The sequence below is a fragment of the Acinetobacter sp. ANC_7634 genome (assembly GCF_056779875.1).
Window position 1 is genome coordinate 165,820 of record NZ_JBWYIT010000003.1, and the last position, 23,672, is coordinate 189,491.

General features: G+C 38.8%; 20 protein-coding genes. 9 read left to right on the forward strand and 11 right to left on the reverse strand.

Going from position 1 to position 23,672, the window contains the following annotated elements; translation table 11 throughout:
* Positions 1-20 precede the first annotated feature (20 nt).
* The gene (locus AC1M9A_RS05810; RefSeq protein ID WP_481609823.1) at positions 21-2,441 is read left to right on the forward strand and encodes a glycerophosphodiester phosphodiesterase family protein; all 2,421 of its coding nucleotides are present in this window, start codon (positions 21-23) and stop codon (positions 2,439-2,441) included.
* 56 nt (positions 2,442-2,497) lie between these two features.
* Here the strand turns inward: AC1M9A_RS05810 and AC1M9A_RS05815 are convergent, their stop codons facing one another.
* From AC1M9A_RS05815 to cysD, 4 genes are all read right to left on the reverse strand, one after another.
* On the reverse strand, positions 2,498-3,373 hold the full coding sequence (locus tag AC1M9A_RS05815; RefSeq protein ID WP_481609824.1) for an SDR family oxidoreductase: 876 nt from the start codon (positions 3,371-3,373) through the stop codon (positions 2,498-2,500).
* A 120-nt stretch (positions 3,374-3,493) separates the two neighbouring features.
* Positions 3,494-3,742, reverse strand: coding sequence for a DUF2798 domain-containing protein (locus AC1M9A_RS05820; protein ID WP_481609825.1), 249 nt, complete (start codon positions 3,740-3,742; stop codon positions 3,494-3,496).
* A 590-nt stretch (positions 3,743-4,332) separates the two neighbouring features.
* The gene (gene cysN, locus AC1M9A_RS05825; protein ID WP_481609826.1) at positions 4,333-5,949 is read right to left on the reverse strand and encodes a sulfate adenylyltransferase subunit CysN; all 1,617 of its coding nucleotides are present in this window, start codon (positions 5,947-5,949) and stop codon (positions 4,333-4,335) included.
* 126 nt (positions 5,950-6,075) lie between these two features.
* Positions 6,076-6,990 carry a sulfate adenylyltransferase subunit CysD gene (gene cysD / locus AC1M9A_RS05830; protein WP_481609827.1) on the reverse strand — a complete coding sequence of 305 codons (915 nt, stop codon included), beginning with the start codon at positions 6,988-6,990 and terminating at the stop codon, positions 6,076-6,078.
* A 141-nt stretch (positions 6,991-7,131) separates the two neighbouring features.
* On the opposite strand from cysD, the gene AC1M9A_RS05835 reads away from it, so the two are divergent.
* Positions 7,132-7,575 carry a GNAT family N-acetyltransferase gene (locus AC1M9A_RS05835; RefSeq protein WP_481609828.1) on the forward strand — a complete coding sequence of 148 codons (444 nt, stop codon included), beginning with the start codon at positions 7,132-7,134 and terminating at the stop codon, positions 7,573-7,575.
* Positions 7,576-7,590: 15 nt separating this feature from the next.
* Positions 7,591-8,118, forward strand: coding sequence for a hypothetical protein (locus AC1M9A_RS05840; RefSeq protein WP_481609829.1), 528 nt, complete (start codon positions 7,591-7,593; stop codon positions 8,116-8,118).
* A 48-nt stretch (positions 8,119-8,166) separates the two neighbouring features.
* Here the strand turns inward: AC1M9A_RS05840 and AC1M9A_RS05845 are convergent, their stop codons facing one another.
* A complete protein-coding gene (locus AC1M9A_RS05845; RefSeq protein ID WP_481609830.1) occupies positions 8,167-9,618 on the reverse strand; it encodes a capsule assembly Wzi family protein in 1,452 nt (483 codons plus the stop codon).
* A gap of 301 nt (positions 9,619-9,919) precedes the next feature.
* Positions 9,920-11,449 (reverse strand): lysine--tRNA ligase, encoded by a 1,530-nt coding sequence (gene lysS / locus AC1M9A_RS05850; protein ID WP_092766879.1) that lies wholly within the window; start codon positions 11,447-11,449, stop codon positions 9,920-9,922.
* 249 nt (positions 11,450-11,698) lie between these two features.
* Between lysS and AC1M9A_RS05855 the strand changes: the two genes are divergently transcribed.
* On the forward strand, positions 11,699-12,211 hold the full coding sequence (locus tag AC1M9A_RS05855) for a YqiA/YcfP family alpha/beta fold hydrolase (RefSeq protein WP_179997703.1): 513 nt from the start codon (positions 11,699-11,701) through the stop codon (positions 12,209-12,211).
* 31 nt (positions 12,212-12,242) lie between these two features.
* On the opposite strand, the gene AC1M9A_RS05860 is transcribed toward AC1M9A_RS05855, so the two are convergent.
* The gene (locus AC1M9A_RS05860) at positions 12,243-12,779 is read right to left on the reverse strand and encodes an adenine phosphoribosyltransferase (RefSeq protein ID WP_481609831.1); all 537 of its coding nucleotides are present in this window, start codon (positions 12,777-12,779) and stop codon (positions 12,243-12,245) included.
* 492 nt (positions 12,780-13,271) lie between these two features.
* Here AC1M9A_RS05860 and rubA point away from each other — a divergent pair, with 492 nt between their 5' ends.
* The 4 genes from rubA (at position 13,272) to oxyR (ending at position 16,613) form a co-directional block, all read left to right on the forward strand.
* A complete protein-coding gene (gene rubA, locus AC1M9A_RS05865; protein ID WP_000760495.1) occupies positions 13,272-13,436 on the forward strand; it encodes a rubredoxin RubA in 165 nt (54 codons plus the stop codon).
* 79 nt (positions 13,437-13,515) lie between these two features.
* Positions 13,516-14,694, forward strand: a complete 1,179-nt coding sequence (locus tag AC1M9A_RS05870; protein WP_481609832.1) for an NAD(P)/FAD-dependent oxidoreductase — start codon at positions 13,516-13,518, stop codon at positions 14,692-14,694.
* Positions 14,695-14,755: 61 nt separating this feature from the next.
* Positions 14,756-15,691, forward strand: coding sequence for an alpha/beta fold hydrolase (locus AC1M9A_RS05875; RefSeq protein ID WP_092766881.1), 936 nt, complete (start codon positions 14,756-14,758; stop codon positions 15,689-15,691).
* Between the two features lie 16 nt (positions 15,692-15,707).
* Entirely contained in the window at positions 15,708-16,613 is a 906-nt protein-coding gene (gene oxyR, locus AC1M9A_RS05880) for a LysR family transcriptional regulator OxyR (RefSeq protein WP_035266662.1), read from the forward strand.
* Between the two features lie 51 nt (positions 16,614-16,664).
* On the opposite strand, the gene ppk1 is transcribed toward oxyR, so the two are convergent.
* Positions 16,665-18,743 carry a polyphosphate kinase 1 gene (gene ppk1, locus AC1M9A_RS05885; RefSeq protein ID WP_035266707.1) on the reverse strand — a complete coding sequence of 693 codons (2,079 nt, stop codon included), beginning with the start codon at positions 18,741-18,743 and terminating at the stop codon, positions 16,665-16,667.
* Positions 18,744-18,867: 124 nt separating this feature from the next.
* Positions 18,868-19,542, reverse strand: a complete 675-nt coding sequence (gene mtgA, locus AC1M9A_RS05890) for a monofunctional biosynthetic peptidoglycan transglycosylase (protein ID WP_035266660.1) — start codon at positions 19,540-19,542, stop codon at positions 18,868-18,870.
* 76 nt (positions 19,543-19,618) lie between these two features.
* Between mtgA and AC1M9A_RS05895 the strand changes: the two genes are divergently transcribed.
* Positions 19,619-20,431 carry a rhomboid family intramembrane serine protease gene (locus AC1M9A_RS05895; RefSeq protein WP_481609833.1) on the forward strand — a complete coding sequence of 271 codons (813 nt, stop codon included), beginning with the start codon at positions 19,619-19,621 and terminating at the stop codon, positions 20,429-20,431.
* 31 nt (positions 20,432-20,462) lie between these two features.
* Here the strand turns inward: AC1M9A_RS05895 and AC1M9A_RS05900 are convergent, their stop codons facing one another.
* Entirely contained in the window at positions 20,463-22,949 is a 2,487-nt protein-coding gene (locus tag AC1M9A_RS05900; RefSeq protein WP_481609834.1) for an ABC transporter permease, read from the reverse strand.
* Positions 22,946-23,659 (reverse strand): ABC transporter ATP-binding protein, encoded by a 714-nt coding sequence (locus AC1M9A_RS05905; RefSeq protein ID WP_416224319.1) that lies wholly within the window; start codon positions 23,657-23,659, stop codon positions 22,946-22,948. Before AC1M9A_RS05905 ends, AC1M9A_RS05900 begins: the two co-directional genes overlap by 4 nt.
* Between the last annotated feature and the right edge of the window lie 13 nt (positions 23,660-23,672).

Sequence of the window (23,672 nt, forward strand, 5' to 3'; positions counted from 1 at the left end):
TACTTTTCGAGTACTTTTTAATGATGAAATTTACAACACTGACGTCAGCAATATTATTAACATTAAGCTTAACGGCTTGCTCCGATGATGATCAAAAAAATGCTGTATCAAATCCAGATCAAACGGAAAATCCTAATCCATCTCCAGAACCTGAAACACCAGAAATTGAAGTTCCTGTACCCAAAATACTTTTTGAAGAAAATTTCAATGCTTTAACTACTATTCCAAACAATTGGACTCAACTTCGTAGCAATCCAGGGAATATTGAAGTTAAAGATGGAGCACTACTCATCAATGGTACGGCGCACGATACACAAATGACGACCATCATGTTGCCAAACGAACTACAGCAACATCGTAATTATCGTATCGATATGGATTTTGCTTTCTTAGAGAATAACAATGGCGGGCGTTGGGGTAGCATCATCTATCGTGCCGCTGATCAATATGCTGATCCAGCTTTTACTCCATACTATCAATTCGCATTTCGTGTTGATGCAACCGCTGCAAGTGGTCTTGAACTTTCTATGCGTCAACCTAACAACACATGGAATGTTTTACAGAAATCTGCACATAAAGAGAATTTTGAGTTAAATAAAACCTACAAAGCAACAGTCATCGTACATGGCCAACGCGTACGCCATTATATTAATGATGAACTCGTACTCGATAGCACGCTACCTTACAATTTAAATCAGGGTGACATTGGCATTTCTACAGCTGGCGCTTTGATGCGTGTAGATTCAATTAAAGTGACTGAGCAACTTGAAGCCCTACCAGAGTCTAATCGAGTTACAGATCTAATCGATCAGCAATTGCCAGTCTCTATGGCACCAGCACTCGCTCAGCCTGCTGGCGCTACTACACTGAACTCAGCTCCATTAGCAACTCATGTTGCCTATCAACTGGATGAGCAACTCAATCTTCTTAACCAAGATCAAAAGAAAATTACTCATTTAAAAGATTATTTAAATGATTCAACACGACGTCATATTCCGCTATTAACGATCAATTCAGAAAAAACAATCCGAAATTTGAAAACGTTGACAGAAAACTATGATCTCGCTGATATCACCTTGGTGTCGGATCAGCCTGAACTCTTACGTAAAGCTCGTGTTGAAATCCCTGTATTGCGTACAGCACTCGACTATTCAAAACAATCTGGTTTAACCAATAGTAAATCAGATATTGTAAAAATTGCTCATAATACCAATTCTTCTTTATCAAAAATTGTCATTTTACCGCCGCACTTAGTGCAATCAGAAGTCGTATCTCATCTACAACGCTTATTAATTACACCTTGGGCAAGCACACTTCATCCAGATCAAAAAGATGGCATTGATGCATTCAAAGCAGCTGATATTTTAAGCACTGGGATTAATGGGATCTATACACAACAGCCAGATGTTTTCCAAAACATTATGAAGCAGATGGCACCGAATACCCTGTTAAGAAAACCCCTCATCACAGGCCATCGTGGCATTCCAGCCTTAGAGGATGAAAATACTTTAGAAGGAACAATTAAAGCTATTAAGGTGGGTGCTGACGCAGTTGAATATGATGTCTATCTATCGAAAGATGGTCATGTTTTCCTAATGCATGATGGAACATTAACTCGTACCACAGGTGATAATAGAAATACTGAAGATCTCACCTTAGCTGAAATTCGTCAGTTACGTACGATTCCTAATGGTCGCCCAGTTCCAACCATGGATGAGGTTTTGGCTGCAGTCAAAAAATACCCCCATGTGACCAATTTCATCGAAATTAAAAGTGCTAAGCCTGAAATTGTAGCGAAGATTAAAGAGCTTTTAGATAAGCATAATGCCTATGATCAATCGATTGTTATTAGTTTTAATGGTGATCAAATCTTACAGATGAAAAATACCTTACCGGGTGTTTCTACAGGCTTCTTAACGAGTACGCCGAACGCACAAAGCAATATTGTAAACACACGTCGAATATTAGACGCGACTCAAAAATATTCTTCTACATTTAATCCATCTTTTGCAGGATTAACCAAAGAGTTAATGTCAATGGCGAGCTTACGTGGCGTAACTTTCTGGCCTTGGACATTCCGTACCAATAAAGATGATTTTAATCGTATGTATGTACAAGGAACACATGGCTTAACCACCGATTATGCTCATGAATCTTCTGATTTAGTCGTCAAGATCAATACTCCAGGTCAAATTACTGCGAAAGTAGGACAGCCTGTTGTTTTTAGTGGAGAAAAAGTTACTCAGATAGGTAAGGCTTCAGCACAAAACTTTAATTCAATGATTGTTCTGCCTGGTTCTGCCAAATATAGTAAAAATGGTCAGTCGATTACGTTTAGTGAAAAAGGCAAAGCCTATGTCATGCCGAGCTATCAATACACGATTGCTCCGAATTATAGCTACACCCTGTACGGTAAACCCGTGACAGTCACGATTCAGTAAGAAACTTTAAATTTACATGCCCAATTGTTAAGTTTAAAGCTTCAATTGGGCATTTCTTATTTTTTTAAATTTTGAATCACTTCGGGTAAAAAAGAACGGTGAAATCCATCATAGGCTTGATTATTCTCAGCCGGACTTAATGGAAATATACGTGTGCCTTGAGAAGCTGCGCCATCAATCCGTATCGTGACACCCGATATAAATTTAGATGCTTCAGACAATAAATAGACGATCGCTGATGATACTTCAGCTTCTGTTCCCATGCGTTGCAAAGGAACTTTCTCCGCCATACTTGGAATCACTTTTTCAGCCATTTCACCAGTATATGTATCCATACCTGATGACAAAATCCATCCAGGTGCTACGGCGTTCACGCGAACTCCTGATTTACCCCATTCGACAGCAGCTGTCTTGGTCAGATTATCAACCCCTGCACGGGCTGCCCCTGAATGTCCCATATTCGGCATACCTCCCCACATATCAGCAGTCATGTTGACAATACTTCCACCATGCTTATTCATCCACTGATTGTAAGCTTCGCGCATAAGATAGAATGTAGCGTGTAGATTGTTTCGAATGACAGCATCAAATCCATTGGCTGAGATTTTTTCTAAATGCGCTGGAAATTGTCCGCCTGCATTATTCACCAAGCCATCAATTCGTCCGAATTTTTCAATTACTTCGCTAATCATGGCTTTCACTTGTGCTTCATCACGATTATCACAAGCGATGCCATAGGCTCTGCCACCATCTTCCATGATTTCAGCAACAACTTTATCGAGTTTTTCTTGGGTACGCCCTGTAATAATCACTTGTGCATCCAATGATGCAAGCTCATGAGCTGAACAACGTCCAATACCAGAACCACCTCCTGTCACAATGATGACCTGATTCTGAAATAAGTTTTCCTTAAATACTGAGTTATATGTCATGCCAATCCTTAGGTTGTAATTTTTATCGACTTGAAAATTATCCCGATTTTTTAACAGTTGCAAGATCATAGAATTTTATAATTGTTGTTTTAAATGCTAATCAAACCTTTCATTCAAGGGCTATGGTATCGTTTTTACAAAACGCATTAAGATTTTTCTTACCACAGGTAAAAATATTAAGATCAATGGAAATGCGATTAACCAAGACATTGCCCACGTCTTTATCCAGACCACCCAGATCCCATCAAAAAATCCACGATTCATTACAATATTAATTAAAGAAATTGAACCACTCATCAAACATGACAAAATTAACGGCATCAGCCAATTGAGATGTTTGGGGTGAAATTTTGGGAGTGCTTTATTCATTGTAGCGCCTAATCATTTCATCTCATTTAATTTAGCACCAAAGCAATCACTATTCCTATATTTTTCAAGTTTCAAGTACATAAAACTAATCCAATATCGTTAAAATTTTGAACCTTGAGGCATGATTTAATAATTTTTCTTAGCAAATGAATATTAAATAGAATGGATTAGTTTCCATCTTAATCAAGACTCTTGAGCGATAAAAAAATATTTAACTTTAAACGATGATTTTATTTTTTAGCTTTTCTACTCTACGAAAATGTTTTAAGTTTTTAGTTCAATTTTACCGTTAATCTCTATTCTTTAGATTCGAAGCATTTTTTTTGCAGTTTTTGCATAGCTTCTCTAGGCATAGGCGCTGTCATCATTTGTTGGTATTCTAAACAAGCTTTACTAGGGTGTTTTTGTTGTATCGGAGCATTAACACACGCCGTTAAGAGCATCAAAAGCAAATACGCTACTATTTTCATAATATCTCGAATTTATCGTTAATGTTTACCCTATCTTAGCTCATTAAGACTAGTGTGGTCGTTATTAACTTTTAAATAAAAAAACCCGCCATCAGGCGGGTTTTTTTAAATCAGTCAATCTTAAAGACGAACCAATTCCACAATCTTCTCAGCCAATTCTTCAGCAGCTTCTACTTCAAAACTAGCATCCGTACCTGTTGCAGTATCAGTAATGACCACCACTCCAGTTTCACGTAATAATGCAACTTGCTCAGCAGTTAAACCAGCTTTAGCAATCGCGACAACACCTTGTTGGATCAATAAGCTTTCTAATACTTGTGCATTCACAATTGCAGCATTTGATACAGTTACCGCAGCAGGCTTTTGACCCAAACGCGCCGCACGTGCTTCTGATGTTACAGGCTCATTATGTGCAGTCCACTCAACTGCCTCTTCAACCATACCTGCACCAACTGTAACGTTGCTTAAGCGGTCAATAAAGATAAATGAACCTGTGTAACGGCTATCTTGATAACGGTCAAATACGACTGGTGCATCAAATTCAATCGTTACATTCGCAATCGCATTCAGCTCTAAGTTTTCAACTTGAACTTTTTCAAGCGTATTTACGTTTGTACGGAAGTTAATTGCTGTTACCTTAGCAGGAACAGTTTGCGTACCAATCTTCACGTTATATAACTTACCAATCGCAAGCGGTTGGTCAGCCATCCATACAACAGTCGCTTGTACAGAACGAGAAATTGCAGGCACTTCTTGATCTGCACGTACAAGTACGTTACCACGAGAAATATCAATCTCGTCGTTTAATGTTAATGTCACTGCTTGACCAGCAACTGCGCGCTCTAAGTTACCGTCAAAAGTAACGATTTCTTTAACTGTAGATGATTTACCTGATGGCAATGCAGTAATGGTATCACCAACGTTGATATCACCTAGTGCGATTGTTCCGCAGAAGCCACGGAAATCTAGGTTTGGACGGTTCACATACTGTACAGGGAAACGGAAATCAGCTTTAGCTGAAGTACGGTTAATCTCTACAGATTCAAGCGTACCCATTAGAGTTTCGCCTGTGTACCATGGTGTATTTGGTGATTTGTTTACAACGTTATCACCATTTAACGCAGAAATTGGCGTAAAGATGATGTTAGATGGTTTACGGTCACCTAATTGTGCAACAAAGCCTGCGTATTCTGCTTGGATTTCATTGAAACGTGCTTCAGAAAACTCAACCAAGTCCATTTTGTTGATCGCAACAATAATGTTCTTAATACCAAGTAAGCTTGCAATATAAGTATGACGACGAGTTTGTGTTTGAACACCATAACGTGCATCAATTAAGATGATCGCAAGGTCACACGTAGACGCACCGGTTGCCATGTTACGTGTGTATTGCTCATGTCCCGGTGTGTCAGCAATGATGAACTTACGTTTTTCTGTAGAGAAATAACGGTAAGCGACATCAATCGTAATACCTTGCTCACGTTCAGCTTGTAAACCATCTACAAGAAGTGCCAAATCAGGTGCATCACCTGTTGTACCGACTTTTTTAGAGTCACGTGTCACTGCTTGCAATTGATCTTCATAAATCAATTTCGAATCGTAAAGTAAACGACCAATTAAAGTTGATTTACCATCATCTACGTTACCGCAAGTCAAAAAGCGTAATAAGTCTTTATTTTCGTGTTGTTTTAAATAACCCAAGATATCTTGGCTAATCAAATCTGATTGATGAGACATGGCTCATAGCTCCACAAATATGTTGAAATCGGTGTATTTGAATCCTCCCTCATTCCCCCTTTGAAAAAGAGGGATGACTCCTCTCTTTGGAAAAGAGAGGAGCAGCGCTGCTGCGCAAGAGAGATTCTAGAAGTAACCTTCTTGCTTTTTCTTTTCCATCGAGCCTGCTTCATCATGGTCAATCATACGACCTTGACGCTCAGAACTGGTTGCAAGCAACATTTCTTGGATAATTTCCGGCAAAGTATCAGCAGTTGATTCCACTGCACCTGTCAGTGGGTAACAACCCAATGTACGGAAACGCACCGATTTCATTTGTGGAACTTCACCTTCTTTTAAAGGCATACGCTCATCATCCACCATAATTAATGTACCACTACGCTCAACAACAGGTCGTTCTGCCGCTAAATACAATGGAACAAGTGGAATACTTTCTAAGTAAATATATTGCCAAATATCAAGCTCAGTCCAGTTCGACAATGGGAACACACGGATACTTTCGCCTTTATTCACTTTACCATTGTAAAGATTCCAAAGTTCTGGACGTTGGTTTTTAGGATCCCAACGATGTTTATCATCACGGAATGAATACACACGTTCTTTGGCACGTGATTTTTCTTCATCACGGCGAGCACCACCAAATGCAGCATCGAACTTGTATTTATCTAATGCCTGTTTTAAACCCTGAGTTTTCATGATATCAGTATATTTCGAACTACCATGATCAAATGGGTTAATCCCAGCATCCTTACCTTCTTTATTTTGGTGGACGATAAGATCGAAACCGTGTTGCTTAGCCATATTGTCGCGGAAAGCAATCATGTCCTTAAATTTCCAACCTGTATCTACATGTAACAGTGGAAAAGGGAGTTTTGCAGGATAGAATGCTTTAAGCGCTAAATGCAGCATAACTGCCGAGTCCTTACCAATCGAATAAAGCATGACTGGATTTTCGAATTCTGCAGCAACTTCGCGAATGATATGAATACTCTCAGCTTCAAGCTGTTTAAGATGAGTAAGTCTTTCCTCATTTAATGACATGGACAACACCAGCTAGAATATGTGTACTTATGACACTTTTGAAAATTTATATTCATTATAGTGATTTAGACAACGGAGCTTTATCTCGTTTTTTTATATTAATATACTCAAATAGAATATAAGCAAAGAGACAATCTAATTATGATAACAATTACAGGCCTTTCTAATATAAAATACCAAGAATGGTTAGCCCTTTGGTCAGCTTACCTTGAATTCTACAAGACCGAATTGAATCCTCAACAAGCGGCTCTGACTTTCAAACGATTATCTGATGCGTCGCAAACCGATATGTTTGGCTATGCCATTATAAAAAATCAAAATGTCGTCGGAATTGTACATCTCATTTCTCACGCAAGCACTTGGACTACACTCCCTTATTGTTATCTCCAAGATTTGTTTATTGATGCAAATTACAGGAATCAAGGCTTAGCCAGGAAATTAATAGAATTTAGCTATGATGAATGTAAAAATAATTATGATAGAATGTACTGGCTAACCCATAAAAGCAATGATAACGCTAGACTTTTGTATAATCGTGTTGCAACCGAGACAGGATTCATTCAATATAAAAAATCTCTAAATTAGTTATTTTTATCTCCCATGCTTAGCCTTGAATCTCTTAAACAACATTTAGAGCGAGCTCAAATTGCTGGTCATATTTATCAGCATCATCAAATTCTAGTGTTACAAGAACCGTTTACTGAAAATGGTTCTGCTTTAAATATTTTTGTTCAGCACGAGTTAACTGCTGATCAAATTGGCTTACAGTTTGCTGTTGAACATACTGATCAAAAACTAAAGTTCTTGATTGGCGTTACACATAGCAATCAAGATCATAGAAGTGAAATTAGTATTGGTCATTTAAAAGGCAATCAAAAAGCTTTTAATTTGTGCTACGCCTTTTACAATTATCCAAAACATTTTTTTGTAGTTGAAACAGATTTATATGCGAACGCTGAGCAATTTAAAGACTGCTTAGAAAAGCAATTATTCAGTCAGCCTGAGCTTAGTTTTTTAGACACAGCCATTAAAGTAAATCCAATGGGACAGAATTACCCATGGATGAAGGATTATATCGCGCAACTTAGCTTAGAAATGAAAGTTCGGATACAAACAAGTCTCATGTAAAAAAAGCCACCTTTTTAGGTGGCTTTTTCAATTGCTAATCTAAGAATATTAACGTCCCAGTTTTTTGACATCTAAAGGTATTTCAATACCAACAGAAGCACCTGCATCATTACCATGACGATCTGAATCTGCAATCCAACCATTAATCTTTAATGGCAAATTCGGCTTCACAAAATGCGTCCAAGTTAAATCCAATGCTTGAATATCATCATTTTCAGAAAATGCAGCATTGGTATCTCGATTTGATTGATTTACTTTTGCAAATAATACGCGACCTGAAAGTCTATTCATGGCATCAAAACGAATATTTCCACCCACAGAAATCATCTCACCATCTCCTCCAATCGCATGTGCAAGAGGATAGCCATGTTGATAATATCCATCTGTGTAAATATGATGATTATAAGATATCCCTCGCGCCTTACCATTTGTAGTGGTGTCTACCCACTCCGCATAAACCTGATAAGGCATTTTTTTTAAAGATGAAGAATAATCCACCCCAGCCTGATACATTTTCTTAGCAGGTAAGCCACCAGCTTCATCTTCCCCCACGTATTGCGCATAAACGCCGATTGGCTGGTTCAATAAATAGCTTAGATTCAAACGCGCATCAAATCCTGCAATCTGGTTAGATGGATCAGGCTCACCTGTACCGCCGTTATCCTTATTACCTAACCAAGCATCCCATAGGCTACTTAAACTTTCAGGGCGACCTTCACCACCCCATTGAATAATGCGTGATGCTCCGAACTCTAAATAAGGTAGTGGTTGTGCGGTCAAACGTAAACCAATAATTTTAGCATCAGGAACTGCTTTATAATCATCTACCTGGCCGCCAAAAGCTTGGTATTGCCAAGGCCCGATCCATGATAGCCATTTATGATCAAAAGCAGACTGTTCAGCACGCTGTAGAGTGAAACCATATACTGGTCGACTTGCATCTCCACGTATCAAACTACCATCGTGTCCAGGTCCCCAGTAGGTTGGAATCTGACCAGCAATGAGCCATTGATTCCAAAGTTTACCCGCAAGATATGAGCCTTCTAGGTTAACGTCTTGCCCATTGTCTATCTGAGGGTCTTTTTCACCTCTAACTTTGAGCTTCGCATCCCAATTTTGCCCCCCAAGATTTAACTCTGCACCAAGCGCATATTGTGCTTTTTGATGATCGGCAAAAGATTGTGGGATTTTCTTTTGATCACTCTCCGCGAAAGCATCAACTTTTAATGTTTCATTTTGCTGCTTAATAGCTCTTTCGACTTCCTGAATAACCTTTTGTTGTTCAATGGAGTTAATTTTAGCATTGGTGAGGGCACGTTGGACTTCATCACCACTTAGCGGCCATGTCGAGGTGCTTATTTGAATCACACCTTGTTGATTCAGCCAATTTAAATCATCTCTCAGGTTTTCATCGTTGAGGAGAATACCATTGGCAAACACCAGTGGACTAGAAAATAGTAAGCTCGATGATAGGATTTTTATAAGTCTATTCGGGTTCATCACAAATCAATTTAGGATTATATCTTATTGATTATTTGAATTTTTAATTTATAAATCCATTAACTTTACATTAAGCATTTAATTAGATACATTTAATAACATTGTATAAATATTTTGATAAACATACAGCTGGTTAAACAGATTAGCCTTAATGATAATTTTCTATATTTTTTATCACCTTAATTAAATATTTTGTGATTAAAATCTCAAAATACACTCACACTAAAAAACATTTAAATTTAATTTTATGTTAAGAAAAATTAAAAAAGCCCTTCAAAGAAGGGCTTTTTTAATTTCACTATTACGCATTTTTGTGACGCATATGTGGGAATAAGATCACATCGCGAATACTTGGCGCATTGGCAAATAGCATTACCAGACGATCAATACCAATCCCTTCACCTGCTGTAGGAGGTAATCCATATTCAAGCGCCTCAACGAAGTCGGCATCATAGTGCATTGCTTCATCATCACCCGCATCTTTTTCAGCTACCTGTGCTTGGAAACGCTCAGCCTGGTCAATTGGGTCATTTAACTCTGAGAAGCCATTTGCAAGCTCACGACCACCAATGAAGAATTCAAAACGGTCAGTAATGTGCGGGTTGTCATCGTTACGACGTGCCAATGGAGAGGTTTCCGCAGGATATTCAGTAATGAAGGTCGGTTGACGAAGTTTCGTTTCAACAGTTTCCTCAAATACAATCGTTTGAAGCTTACCTAGACCAAAACCTGGCTTCACTTGCTCTTTAAGTTCATTCTTAACAAACTCAGCTAAGAACTCGCGATCATTTACATTTTCAGGTGTAAATTGTGGGTTATGTTCAAGAATTGCATCAAACATTGAGATTTTCTTGAATGGACCTTTGAAGCTATACACTTCTTCGCCATAAGGTACATCTGTCGAACCTAAGATATCAATTGCTAGTTTTTCTAGCATTTGCTCTGTCAGTTCCATCAAGTCTTTGTAGTCTGCATAAGCTTGGTAGAATTCGATCATGGTGAATTCTGGGTTGTGACGTGTAGACACACCTTCATTACGGAAGTTACGGTTAATCTCAAACACACGTTCAAAACCACCTACAACCAAACGCTTTAAGTAAAGTTCTGGTGCAATACGTAAGAATAATGGCATGTCTAAGGCATTGTGATGCGTTTCAAATGGACGCGCAGAAGCACCACCTGGAATCACATGCATCATTGGCGTTTCAACTTCCATATAACGTTTTTCAGTCAAGAAGTTACGAATACCAGCAACTACTTTTGCTCGAATTTCAAAAGTCTTACGCGTTTCTTCGTTAACGATCAGATCAAGATAACGTTTACGGTATTTTACTTCTGTATCTGTTAGACCGTGGAACTTATCTGGAAGAGGACGGAGTGATTTAGTGAGGAGTTCAAAATGTTCAATATGCACATAAAGATCACCTTTGCCTGAACGTCCAATGTAACCTTCAACGGCAATAATATCACCTAGATCAAGACCTTTAATGGTGTCTAAAGTCTCTGCAGATAATTCTTTACGTGCAACATAAAGCTGAATACGGCCGGTCATGTCTTGGATCACCATGAACGAACCGCGGTTCAACATCACCCGACCCGCAACTTTGACATAAACTTTTTCACTGCCTTCAATTTCTTCTTTTGATTTATCAGCAAACTGATCCTGAAGGTCTTGTGCATAATGTTCACGCTTAAACGTGTTTGGCCAAGGGCTCGTACCCTGCTCTTGAGCCTTATCTTGAATCTGTTTTAACTTGGCATGACGCTGTGCGATTAAATCGTTTTCGGAAATGGCTTGTTCAGAAGTCGATTGAGCGTTTTGTTGCGTCATCTCTGCCTCGTAATTTTATTTAAAAAAGAAGTTGCATAGCATAGCAGAATTCAAAGTACTTGAGCATTAGAAAAAATAATCAGCCATTTGAAAAACGCTTAATTTCATCCACTAAAGTCTAGGTCTGAACATTTCTTAGACCAAAAGCTAAGTTGTACTTTGAATACAGCACTCTACAATCATCCTATAAATTGTGGAAAAGTATACTTTCAACAATCATAAAAAATAGAATGGATTTAATGATGACTTATGAACACTCAAGAGCCTAAAGTATTGTTTATGCATGGATTAGATTCTTCAAGAGAATCTACCAAGTTTCAGGCAATTCTTTCTAAAAATAAATATTGCATTAATGTTGATTATCGAAATTTAAAATACGCTGCTGTTGAACGTTTTTATATCGATATGATCGAAAAAATTAAACCAGACATTTTAGTAGGACATAGTCTAGGTGGTTACTGGGCATTAAAGATGTCAAATCGATTTCAACTTCCTGCTGTGATTGCAAATCCGAGCCTAATGCCATCTTTCGATCCAGATTATCCAGCGATTACAATTGAGGAGCTTCAATCCAAAACCTCATCTCAAATCGCTTATATCGAACTTGGTGATGAACTGATTGATATGCATAGTACCTCTGACTTATTAGAGCCATACATGTACGTTGAAAGTATTATTGGTGGCCGTCATCAACTGGAAAACCCTGATCGCCTGAATTACCTGATCGGATTAGTCAGCCACTCAAATCATCAATCACATTAAAAAAGCCTTGTGAATCACAAGGCTTTTCGACTTAAATTTGAGGTTTTGATTTATCGTCCAAAACTGACCAAATATTAATTCCTAAATCCGCGTGTAAGTCTGGTAAATCAAGGAAAATACTCGCCCCTAAAACAGTGTGCTGACATTTATCCATCAATTGCTTAACTGCTTTTAATGTACCACCTGTGGCCAATACATCATCAACAATAATCACTTTTTGAGCCTGTACATCCGCAGACATTTCTAAACGGTCCATGCCATACTCAAGGCTATAGCCCACACCAATTACTGGTGGTGGTAATTTTCCAGCTTTACGAACCAACAACAACCCCTTACCAGTACGTTGCGCCAACAAACTCGCCAAAACAAACCCACGTGCTTCAACCGCAACGAAACTCTCTACCTCTGCCAATTGCTCCGCAGGAATACTTTCGATTAAGGCGTCAGTTAAAGGTGCAATGCTCTGCATGAACAAAGGAGTTAAATCAAAGAAACAAATTCCTGGTTTTGGAAAATCTTGGACCGTACGAATGTGTGACCACAATGATGTAGACAAAGAAGTAGACATAGGAGATAAAAATTAGACAAAAGAATGCGTGAATTTTAACGAATTATTGACAAAAAATATAGCAAACATGAGCTAAGAAAAAATACCAACCAATATAACTTATTGATTTTTAATAAACCATTTTTTAATTAAATAACAAGTATAAAATACAAACAGTATAAATTTTATATGAATAGCTAGTAAATCAATACGCGACAAAAGTCTGACAATTTTTTTTAAATCATAATACATATAATTTTGGCAAATATTTCAAAGATTTAATGCTCAGTCCTATCATGCATTAGCATAATTAGCATGCGTTTTGTCCTAATCTGCCATTCAGCTTCTCTTTTAGTCAGCTAAACTCCGTTATTTACTTTACTTTCCACCTCGAACTGCGTAAAAATTTGCTTGAATATGAACGATAAAAATTCATATCACTCGAGTCTAGGTGTGAGAAAGATTTTGGCTGACACCAATAAATGGAATTGTCAGTATTTTTTGGAGAATCAAATGAAAAAATATCAATGCATCGTTTGTGGATGGATTTATGACGAAGCAGAAGGCTGGCCACAAGATGGCATTGCTGCAGGCACTAAATGGGAAGATATTCCAGATGATTGGACTTGCCCAGATTGCGGCGTATCAAAAGCAGATTTTGAAATGATTGAAATCTAATACAGATTTCCTTTAAAGACCATTTTGATATGGTCTTTTTTCTTATTTACTAAAAAAATTATCAGTATTGGAGAGTACTATGCAACCGATCATCATTGTTGGCTCTGGCATGGCAGGTTACACATTAGCGCGAGAGTTTCGCAAACTGAATGCTGAACAAGCACTTGTTATGATTTGCTCAGATGATGCGGTGAACTATGCAAAACCAACTTTATCTAATGCACTTGTAGGTAAAAAAGCGCCAGAGCAAATTGCCTTAGGTGATGCTGAGAAAATGTCTGCGCAATTGAATATGCAAATTATTCATCATGCGACTGTAACTTCAATTTCTGCAAATCAACATCAATTGACCTACACAAAAGATGGACAAGCTGAAAACCTTATATACAGCAAATTAATATTAGCTGTAGGTGCTAACCCTATTCGTTTAGCCATTTCAGGTGATGGCGCTGATGATATTCATGTAGTTAACTCACTGATTGATTATCGTGAATTTCGCTCTAAGCTCGACCTTAAACAAGACAAGCGTGTTGTCATTTTAGGTGCAGGCCTCATTGGGTGTGAGTTTGCCAACGATTTACAGAGCACTGGTCATCAAGCGACTGTGATTGATCTTGCCCCACAACCTTTGGGTCGCCTTCTACCAGAACACGTTGCACATGCTTTCCAGCAAAATCTTGAAGAAACAGGTATTCAGTTTGCATTAAGTACCACCGTAGATCGGGTAAGTAAAAACTCAGACGAAAGCTATACCGTAACGCTTGCAAATGGACAGAGCTTTACAGCTGACGTTGTTCTTTCTGCTGTTGGCCTGCAACCCAATACATCAGTTGCACAAGAAGCAGGAATCCATACCAGCCGTGGGATTGTGACTAACACTTTAATGGAAACCAATAAAACCGATATTTATGCATTAGGTGATTGTGCAGAAGTAAATGGTTTACTGCTTCCGTATGTCATGCCAATTATGCAACAAGCACGTGCTTTAGCTAAAACATTGTCTGGTGAAAATACACAAGTTCATTATCCAGCGATGCCAGTTGCAGTGAAAACTCCTGCTGCACCACTGACTGTATTACCTGTACCTCAAGGTGTAGAGGCAACTTGGGAAACTGAAGAACTCGATGACGGAATGATTGCTAAAGCACTTGACCAAGAATCAACGCTTCGTGGATTTGTGCTACTTGGACCAACAGCAGCGAAGCAACGTTTAACATTGACCAAACTGGTCCCAGATTTAATTCCAGCTGCCGTTTAATTATTCAAAGATTTAGGGTATTTTCAAATGAAAGTACCCTTTTAGTTTGGACACAATAAAAATGAATAACGCACTAGAATATCAAGTTTCACCTTATGCTCCATTCATGCAAGAAAGTAAAGTGAGTCTAGGCAATGGGATCGACCTTCATATTGAAGTTGGAGGCAAGGCTGAACATCCTACGATTATTCTCATCATGGGACTGGGTGCGCAGATGCTTTTTTGGCCAGATTTTTTTTGCAAATCTTTAATAGACCAAGGTTTCAGAGTCATTCGTTTCGATAACCGAGATATTGGCCTCTCAACAAAAATTAAGCACAAGGGACCTCGCCTCAATACATTTAAACTTATGGGTCGATTTGCTTTTGGTCTAGGAAATCAAGGCTCTCCTTACAATTTATATGATATGGCTGAAGATGTAGCGTTACTCATTGAACGATTAGGTCTTGAAAAAGCGCATATTATTGGTGCATCAATGGGGGGAATGATCGCTCAGATATTGGCAGCAAAATATCCAGAAAAAGTGGATAAACTAGGATTATTATTTACCAGTAATAATCAGCCATTTCTTCCGCCACCATTTCCAAAACAATTATTTAGTCTTATTGGTCGCCCTGCATCGAATGATGAAGATGGTATTGTAAATCATAGTATTAAAGTCATTCAGACGATTGGTTCACCTGGTTACGTCAATCAATTAGAAGTTATTCAAAACGCGCGTAAATTATATAAGCGTAGTTATCATCCAGCGGGTGTACTTCAACAGTTTTTAGCAATATTATGTACAGGCTCATTAGTTTCTATCGATAAGCAAATTCAAAAGCCAACACTGGTTGTACATGGCTCAAAGGATCGTCTACTCCCTTTTAGCCACGGCAAGGCAGTATCAAAAGCAATATCAGGCGCAAAGTTTGAATTAATCGAAGGAATGGGGCATGATATTCCTGCGCATTTCATCCCACAACTGAGTGGTTTGTTTGCAAAACATTTTAAATGATAAACACTAGGACACTATGGCTGCATTACCATCCCTAAGACAGCTGTCATATCTCGTGACTCTGTCTGAGACGTTGCATTTTACAGAAGCAGCACGTCGCTCATTCGTTACTCAGTCTACGCTTTCTGGCGGGATTATGGAGCTCGAGCGTTTATTGGGTGGCGTTCTCGTTGAACGTGATCGCCAAAATGTACGTTTAACCCCTCTCGGTGAGCAAGTGGTTGCACGAGCACGTGTCCTTCTTGCTGATGCTCAAGATCTCATGCGACTGAGCCGTGAGATGAGCGAACCACTTACTGGTGATCTTCATTTAGGAATTATTCCAACGATTGCACCATTTATTTTGTCGCAATTGTTAGAAGAAGTTCATAAAGAGCTGCCTAAAATTCAACTACATCTTCATGAAGCACAGAGTGAACATTTGGTTGAAAAGCTAGAACATGGCAATTTAGACATGATCATGTTAGCGCTCCCATTCGACACACGTGGCTTAAAAGTCGCTGAAGTTGCGAAAGAGAGTTTGTACTTAGTTGCAAACAAAGCTGACCACAAAACGGCGCAAGCTAAATCTCTAGAAGACCTTGATTTGACACACCTCATGTTGCTTGAAGAAGGTCATTGCTTAAGAGACCATACTTTAAGTGTATGCCCTATCGGTGAACGCAAGAATGATCATCGCCTTAAAGCGAGCTCATTACCAACCTTGGTTGAAATGGTGAGTTCTAATCTGGGCTTTACATTACTACCTCAGATTGCGGTAAATACACATATGCTGAAAAATAATGATCAATTGGTGATCCGACCAATTGAGAATGCCCCTTCACGCATTCTGTCATTAGTGACGCGTAAAAGTACGCCATTGCAAAGCGAATTTGATGTCCTTTTACAAATTCTACAGCGCATTACTGCTGATATTTGCTAATAAGTCATCACAAAAAAGGAGCCATTTGGCTCCTTTTTTTATAAAAATCATTTAAGATTTAAAGAGTTCAAGCAATTTATGTTGCGCATTATGAGGAGTCTCACCTTCATCGCATTGCGCACGTGACCAAGTTCCATCACCATTTAACAACCAAGCTTGTTGATTATCTTTCATATAATTCAATAAACCATGTTGATAAATGTGCTTTCTCAAAGTTGGATCCTCAACAGGGAAACAAACTTCAACACGATTAAATAAATTACGATCCATCCAGTCTGCGCTTGAACAATACAGTCGTGGTTGCCCTGCATTTCCAAAATAATACACACGTGTGTGCTCTAAGAATCGTCCAACGATAGAGCGCACACGGATATTCTCAGAAAGCCCTGGCAAACCTGGTCTTAAACAACAAATTGAACGTATGATTAAATCAATCTGCACACCAGCTTGTGATGCTTCATAAAGTTTATTAATCAGTTGCACTTCAGTCAGCGCATTCACTTTCACAATAATCTGAGCTGGCTTACCCGCTTTGGCGTGAGCAATCTCTTCATCAATATAACTAATTAACTGTGTATGCAACGTAAATGGCGCATGAAGTAATTTCTTCAATTTTGCCATTTTGCCCATTCCAGTCAACTCTTGGAATATACGATGCACATCTTCACAAAGCTCTTTGTCCGTTGTCATCAATCCGTAATCGGTATAGATCCGGGCATTGGTTGCATGATAATTCCCTGTACCTAAGTGCACATAACGAACCAATTTATTATTTTCACGGCGCACAACGAGAATCATTTTTGCATGTGTTTTATAGCCTACGATGCCATAAACCACCACAGCACCAGCCTCTTGCAAAACATTTGCTACCGCAATATTTGACTCTTCATCGAATCGCGCTCGAAGTTCAATGACAGCTGTGACTTCTTTACCATTACGTGCAGCTTCAGCCAACACTTGAACAATCTCAGAATCAGGCCCACTTCGATATAATGTTTGCTTAATCGCTAAAACTTGTGGATCTCGTGCTGCCTCACGTAATAAATTAATAACTGGAGCAAATGATTCGAATGGATGATGTAAAAGAATGTCCTGTTTCTTCATCGCAGAAAAAACATTTTCAGACTTCTTTAATACTTTAGGAATGACCGGCGTATGTGAGTCATATCTCAAATGCGGACGTTTAAAATTAGACACTAAACGTGCCAAGTTCACAGGTCCATCAACTTTATATAATTGTTCTTCATGCAAGTCGAATTCGTTGAGAAGGTAATCATAAATATGTTTTGGGCAATTTTCTGTCACTTCTAAACGGACAGCACGTCCAAATCGACGAGAGTTTAACTCCCCTTTTAATGCTTTTGCCAAATCTTCGACATCTTCATTAAGGGCTAAATCCGCATTTCGCGTCACACGGAATTGATAGCAACCTGTCGCAGTCATTCCTGGGAATAAATCAGAGACATGCTCATGAATAATCGCTGACAGCATCACGTGGTGTTCTTTACCATCGGTTAACTCGTCAGGTAAACGAACCACACGTGGTAAAGAACGTGGCGCAGGGACAACGGCTAAATCAATCTGTCGTCCAAAAGCATCTTTGCCTTCAAGCGTGACGATAAAGTTGAGTGATTTGTTGACTAAACGCGGGAATGGATGTGCTGGATCTAAACTAATTGGAGTAAGTACTGGCGCAACTTGTTCCTGAAAATATTTTTTAATCCATTGGGATTGAGCAGGTGTCAACTCTCCACGACGTAAGAAGCAGATATCTTCTTCACGTAATTTTGGAAAAATTTCATCATTCAAAATACGATATTGACGCTCTATTGCAGCATGCGCAGTCTGTGAAATTTTCTCAAGAACTTGCTTTGGTGTTAACCCATCTGGACTACGGCTTTCATTACCGAGCTCCAATTGCTCCATAACACCCGCAACACGAATTTCAAAGAATTCGTCCATATTTCTTGAAAAAATCAATAAGAAATTCATTCGCTCAAGCAATGGATGCAATGGATCAACCGCTTGTTCTAAAACACGAAGATGAAAATCTAAAATTGAAAGTTCACGATTGATATATCGTTCATTATAAGTATATTCAGTTGGAGTATTTGTCATCGCGGTATTCATACCACAAAACCTGCATGCTAAAGATCTGTCTTAAGTATGCTTCAAATTTATGACAATTTCATAAAAAATGCACATGATCACTGTGCATTTTTGATCTCACGAAAGTTTTTTAGACAATTACATTTCACGGAATTCTTGAAGCATTCATGTAACGCAAAATAATTCGCTGTTTATTTTTGAGTTTACGATCTTGACGGTGGTGTTGATAATAACGCGGATTCGGCAAGATCGCTGCCAAAAATGCGGCTTGCTCACGTGTTAGACTGCTTGCCGATTTTCCAAAATAATGACGTGCTGCAGCTTCCACACCAAAAATATGATCTCCAAATTCAATGGAGTTCATGTATACCTCAAGAATGCGTTGTTTTGACCACATACGCTCCATCATGACAGTAGCGACCGCCTCTTGTCCTTTACGTAAAAAAGAACGCTTATTAAATAAAAATAGATTTTTGGATAATTGTTGGGAAATGGTAGATCCACCCGCAACCACTTGTTCTTTTTCTTTATTTCTTTCCAAAGCATGTTTTATGCCGTCAAAATCAAAGCCATGATGTTGCATAAATTTAGCATCTTCAGCTGCAATAATCGCACGTTTCAGATGATCACTGATATTCTCATAATCACGCCATTGATGCTGAATAGGCTTCGAACTGTCGGTCCAATATGTCCAACGCATGAGCATCGTTGTATCAACAGCATTGGTTCTCCACCATGCAAGACTTGAAAAAATCCATAGTTGAATTACAAGGATGATACTGACAATGACCAATAAAGTTCGAACAATAAATGCTTTCATGTCAGTGTGTTGCTCCTTTTGTTAGCGTAGTACATGCTTGACCTTAATCCATATCATTATCACAGAATACAATGACATGACTGAAATGCAACCACCCCAATTTCAAAGCCAATCAAGTCTACCCTTAAGTCAGATTACGTTTTTAATCATTACACTGAATGTTGGACTTTTTATCTGGCAAATCTTTAGCGGGGTGGATATATCAAACCCAGCAACAATAGATGCTTTGCGCTGGGGTGCTGATTATGCACCGCTGACTTATTTAGAGGAACCCCTCCGAATCTTCAGCAGTACATTTTTTCATTTTGGTCTTATTCATTTAATGCTCAATATGTGGGCATTGTATATCTTTGGCAATGTCGCTGAGAAAACACTTGGACACGTTTATTTTTTAGGCTTGTATCTATTAGCAGGCATTATGGGAAGCTTGATCAGTGGACTGATTGATATTCGGAATAGTTACGAGTTATTGGAGCATGTCAACCATGATTTATTTCCACGTGTATCCGCAGGTGCATCAGGTGCCGTTATGGGTTTAGGTGGTGCTTTAACGCTCTTATCTCTTTTTCCCCCTTTACCACAACAACAATTTCTCTTTGATCGTAAATCGTTGCTGATCATCTTGGCATTAAATATTGGTATGGGATTCATGATCCCTGGAATAAATAATGCAGCGCATATTGGTGGAATGTTGATGGGTGCAGTCATGGCTTTATGTTGGTACATCGGTCAACGATCTAGACTAGGCTTCACCACCACCATCGTGGTACTTCCTCTAGGCATCTTCTTATGTTGGCTCATGTATCAATATAACTTAGGCTTAGTGAGCGGAATACAACCCATTTGGGCTGAAATGTTGCAGCAAATGAAAATGCAATTGGCGTATTAATTCCAATTGCATTTTTTAGACCTCATAAATTTTATGATTGATTGAGTTCGCGCAAGCTTTTTAATGGAGGAATCTCAGTTAAGTAGCTTAAACGATAACGACCAATCAGCGCACATAAGATCATCATGCTCATAGGTAGAATCACCCAGATTTCCCAATGCGGTTGTATTGCGAGATCCATTTTATAACTGGCGATCGCACTGATGACCTCAGCAAAAAAACACGATACTAAGCCAGCCATAAAGCCGATAAATCCAATTTCTAAACTCAGCATATTTTTCAAATTGGATTTTGAGCTGCCAAATGATCTTAAAATCGCGACTTCTCGCTTTCGCTCATCCATCAATAAATTAATGCAAGCAATCAACACCAAAAAACCTGAAACACTGACGAGAAGCGCAAGAATGGTAATAATCTGAACCAGAACAGATACTAAGTTTTTAATTTCCTCTAAAGTTAAGGAAACATCGATAAATACAGTATTTGCGAACTGCTGAATCAGATTGACCAACTTGGATTTTTCATCTTGAGGTACAAAAAAACTTCCTAAATAACTTCCAGCATTTTCATCCATCGTATTCGGTGCAAAAATGAAGAAAAAATTTGGACTGAAGCTTTCCCACTCGACTGTTCTTAAATTTACAACTTTGGCTTGAAGTTCACCTTCTGGCAAGCTAAAGCTGAGTTGATCACCCACTTTTATCCCTAACTCTTCAGCAAGATTTGCTTCAACAGAAACATCTCCCACCTGCTGCAATTGTGGCTGCCCACTGACAATGACATTATCTTCTGGATAGCCTTGAGCTTGAGTCAAATTCAACTCTCGTCTGAGTGAGTTATTTTGCGCTCTTAATGATTCCGAAAATGGCTGACCATTATGTTTAATTAGGCGTCCGCGGATATTCGTATACAAGGGTGTACTTGGCCAACCTTCTTTTTCGATCTGAGCTTTAAATTGCTCAACTTCAAATGGAGGAAGACCATAAATAAATTGATTTGGCGTACCTTCAGGTAACTGTTGCTGCCAACGATCTAATAGATCCGTCCTTAATACTACAAGAACTGTAATCAGGCTCAGACCTAATGCAAGTGCAGTAATTTGAAATGCTGTTTGATTAGGTACACGTACATAGGCTGACCATCTATTTTTCAAAGATTTGATCATCTTTAATAGCAACCAAACTATGCTGAACATACTTGCACACAATGCGAGGATCGTACCGATAACGAGCAATGAGAGCTGTATATTTTGAGTGAGCAAAATACAAAATAAAATAAGACTTACAGCTCCCGCTCCCAATAAGGTCAAGAGAGAACGCGTAGATTTAACATCCTCACGGATAACACGAATTGGAGGCGTATTTAAGAGCTGCATCAAACTTGGGACAATAAATCCAAACATCACAATGACACTGGTGAATATTGCAATCGGCAAAGGACCCAAAACCAAATCAAACAAGCTAAATTGGATGTCTAAATGCGGAATTAATTGCAACATAAACTGCAATAAAATATAGCCTAGACCAATCCCTAACCCAGTACCGATGAACATCGCAATTGCGACGGCAATCATAAGCAATGCAATATAGTTCTTAAGAATTTGGAACTTTGCAGCCCCCATACATCTCATTAAAGCAACATGATCTTGATTTTGTTGAACGTACCGTTGACTGGTCAACGCAATTGCAATACCGCACAGTAAAATTGTAAGAATGTTTGCAAGCTGTAAAAAAGTATCTAGATTTTCAATTGGACGCATCAAGCGGGTATTCGCCTCATCCGCAGTTCTCAAGCGAATTGAGCTTTGGGTTTCCATTGCTTGCTGATCATCTGCATTTGGTTCAATCATTTTTTTAGGATAGAGCTGATCAAAATAAGCCGTAAACTCATTAAGTCTATTCGGCTCACCAGACATAAGCAGACGATATTCGATACGACTTCCAGGCTGAATCGCATTGGTTGCCGCAACATCAGATTGTGAAATGATCACTGTAGGTGAAAAGGCTGAAAATCCGAGTTCTTGGTTAGAATCCTTTTCAATGACTCCTGTGACTGTAAAACTCGCATCTGCGATTTGAACCCTCTCCCCTATTTTGACATTTAATAAATCTAAAGCACGTTGACTCAGCCATACCTCTTCTGACCGAATAGCAGTCTGATCAGGTTGAATAATGAGTTCACCACGTAGCGGAAAATTGGACTCAATCGCTTTGACATTCACCATGACAAATTGTTCATCAGTATGTGCCATTGAGCCAAAAACCGTCACTAGGGACTGTTGTAGATTGAGTTGACTTGCCTTCTTTTTAAATTTTTCATCGAGCGGATATTGATCACTTAACACTAGATCTGCAGCTTGAAGCTTAGCAGCCTGCAATGAAACAGCTTGTTGAATCTGATCATTACTGAACTTTAAAGCGGTTGTCGCACTAATCGCGAGACTCAATGCAAAAATGAGCAAATAAATCCCTGTACTAGCAAAACTTTGCTTCAACAAAGGTTTAAATAGCGCACTCATACACGCTCTCCAGATCTTGAAGCACCTTGTACTTTTTGTAATTGACCATTGATCAATTCATAATGCGTCTCACATTTTTGTGCTAGCTGTTGATCATGGGTGACTAAAACCAATGTAGTGCCCAGCTCCCGATTCAAATCAAATAAAAGCTGTTCTATCTCCTGGGCTGTCGTCCCATCTAAATTTCCCGTTGGTTCATCCGCAAATACAATTTTGGGCTCAGCAATTAAAGCGCGTGCAATTGCTACACGTTGTTGTTCTCCCCCAGACAGTACTTTAGGTGTTTGAGTACTTTGACGATCTAAACCCACTTTGTTCAACCAATAAAGGGCTTGTTGTTCTGCTTTGGCATAATCAAAATTCTTTTGAATTCTCAGCGGTAACATGACATTTTCAAGCGCAGATAAAGAAGGTAAAAGCTGAAAGGATTGAAATACAAAACCAATATTTTCAAGTCTAATTTGAGCGCGTTGCTCTTCGCTTAATTGCTCAACTGCTATACCATTAATCGACAATGTTCCTGAACTTGGCTGATCTAATGTCGCCAGAATTCCCAACAGTGTAGATTTTCCAGAACCCGATCTGCCTGTGATTGCGACTTGCTCGCCAGGATAAATTTGTAGATTTAGATTCTCAAAAATCGTCAACTTTTTTTGTTGGATCTGTATCGTTTGTGTCAATTGCTGTGCAGAAATTAACGCTTGTGGCATGATTGAAGAAGTT

Coding starts and splice junctions, on each gene's coding strand:
- AC1M9A_RS05810 (WP_481609823.1), top strand. CDS start 21: ATGATGAAATTTACAACACTGACGTCAGCAATATTATTAACATTAAGC.
- AC1M9A_RS05815 (WP_481609824.1), bottom strand. CDS start 3,373: ATGACATATAACTCAGTATTTAAGGAAAACTTATTTCAGAATCAGGTC.
- AC1M9A_RS05820 (WP_481609825.1), bottom strand. CDS start 3,742: ATGAATAAAGCACTCCCAAAATTTCACCCCAAACATCTCAATTGGCTG.
- cysN (WP_481609826.1), bottom strand. CDS start 5,949: ATGTCTCATCAATCAGATTTGATTAGCCAAGATATCTTGGGTTATTTA.
- cysD (WP_481609827.1), bottom strand. CDS start 6,990: ATGTCATTAAATGAGGAAAGACTTACTCATCTTAAACAGCTTGAAGCT.
- AC1M9A_RS05835 (WP_481609828.1), top strand. CDS start 7,132: ATGATAACAATTACAGGCCTTTCTAATATAAAATACCAAGAATGGTTA.
- AC1M9A_RS05840 (WP_481609829.1), top strand. CDS start 7,591: ATGCTTAGCCTTGAATCTCTTAAACAACATTTAGAGCGAGCTCAAATT.
- AC1M9A_RS05845 (WP_481609830.1), bottom strand. CDS start 9,618: ATGAACCCGAATAGACTTATAAAAATCCTATCATCGAGCTTACTATTT.
- lysS (WP_092766879.1), bottom strand. CDS start 11,449: ATGACGCAACAAAACGCTCAATCGACTTCTGAACAAGCCATTTCCGAA.
- AC1M9A_RS05855 (WP_179997703.1), top strand. CDS start 11,699: ATGAACACTCAAGAGCCTAAAGTATTGTTTATGCATGGATTAGATTCT.
- AC1M9A_RS05860 (WP_481609831.1), bottom strand. CDS start 12,779: ATGTCTACTTCTTTGTCTACATCATTGTGGTCACACATTCGTACGGTC.
- rubA (WP_000760495.1), top strand. CDS start 13,272: ATGAAAAAATATCAATGCATCGTTTGTGGATGGATTTATGACGAAGCA.
- AC1M9A_RS05870 (WP_481609832.1), top strand. CDS start 13,516: ATGCAACCGATCATCATTGTTGGCTCTGGCATGGCAGGTTACACATTA.
- AC1M9A_RS05875 (WP_092766881.1), top strand. CDS start 14,756: ATGAATAACGCACTAGAATATCAAGTTTCACCTTATGCTCCATTCATG.
- oxyR (WP_035266662.1), top strand. CDS start 15,708: ATGGCTGCATTACCATCCCTAAGACAGCTGTCATATCTCGTGACTCTG.
- ppk1 (WP_035266707.1), bottom strand. CDS start 18,743: ATGAATACCGCGATGACAAATACTCCAACTGAATATACTTATAATGAA.
- mtgA (WP_035266660.1), bottom strand. CDS start 19,542: ATGAAAGCATTTATTGTTCGAACTTTATTGGTCATTGTCAGTATCATC.
- AC1M9A_RS05895 (WP_481609833.1), top strand. CDS start 19,619: ATGACTGAAATGCAACCACCCCAATTTCAAAGCCAATCAAGTCTACCC.
- AC1M9A_RS05900 (WP_481609834.1), bottom strand. CDS start 22,949: ATGAGTGCGCTATTTAAACCTTTGTTGAAGCAAAGTTTTGCTAGTACA.
- AC1M9A_RS05905 (WP_416224319.1), bottom strand. CDS start 23,659: ATGCCACAAGCGTTAATTTCTGCACAGCAATTGACACAAACGATACAG.